The sequence below is a fragment of the Oleiphilus sp. HI0123 genome (assembly GCF_001635315.1).
In genome coordinates this window covers 1-834 of sequence record NZ_LWGE01000334.1, presented here as the reverse complement: position 1 = coordinate 834, position 834 = coordinate 1, and the positions used below count along the sequence as shown (strand labels likewise).

Here is an 834-nt window from a genome sequence, read left to right as displayed (position 1 = left end):
GTCACTATGCCTGTTTGGTTATTTCTTATTAGATGATGTCAATACACACCCTGATGCAGACGAAAGAGAAAAATCAGAGCTCTTACTGGACTTACTGACACCCGTGATCAAATCATGGAGCTCCGAAGTTGGTGTAAAAGCGAATGATCTAGCGATTCAGGTGCTTGGCGGTGCAGGCTATACCAGAGAGTACCCTGTCGAACAATATTGGCGCGACAATAGGTTAAACCCAATTCATGAAGGAACGAATGGTATCCAGGCCTTGGATTTAGTGGGTCGCAAGCTATGGCAGCGCAACAGTAAAGGACTTCAAGTTCTGGTCTCTAAGGTGAATTTAGACCTTTCTCGTGCTAAAGAATCCAGTGAAAGGCTTCAAGCGTGGGCGCAAACAATTGAAGAACATTTGTCACTAGTGCATAGGGTTACTATGCAATTAGGCGCTGACCTTCAGAAAGAATCTCCTGACTTGACCTTATCTAATGCCAGTTCTTACCTTTCGATGTTTGCTCGCGTGGTGGTGTCGTGGCTGTGGTTACGCCAGGCCTTAGCGGCAGAAAAGGGGATTGCCGAAACTGAGCCCGCAAACCATGAAGAGCTTTCGTTTTACCGTGGCAAACTCCAGGCTGCTCAATATTATATTAAATGGCAATTACCATTAGCTAAGCACGAAGCAGATCTACTTTTGGGGCGAGACGATACCTGTTTTGAAATGCAGCCAAACTGGTTCTAGACCTTGAGACATAAACCAAATTCGAAAGCGGAGGAAAAAGTGAGCTATATTGAAGTCGATGTAAGAGGTTCGATCTTATTGATCAAGGTTAATCGAGCGGAAAA

General features: G+C 44.8%; 1 protein-coding gene. It reads left to right on the top strand.

Features of this window, described 5'->3' with window-relative positions:
• On the top strand, positions 1 to 730 hold a 730-nt coding region (locus tag A3761_RS03190; protein ID WP_197472776.1), incomplete at its 5' end, for an acyl-CoA dehydrogenase C-terminal domain-containing protein.
• Between the last annotated feature and the right edge of the window lie 104 nt (positions 731 to 834).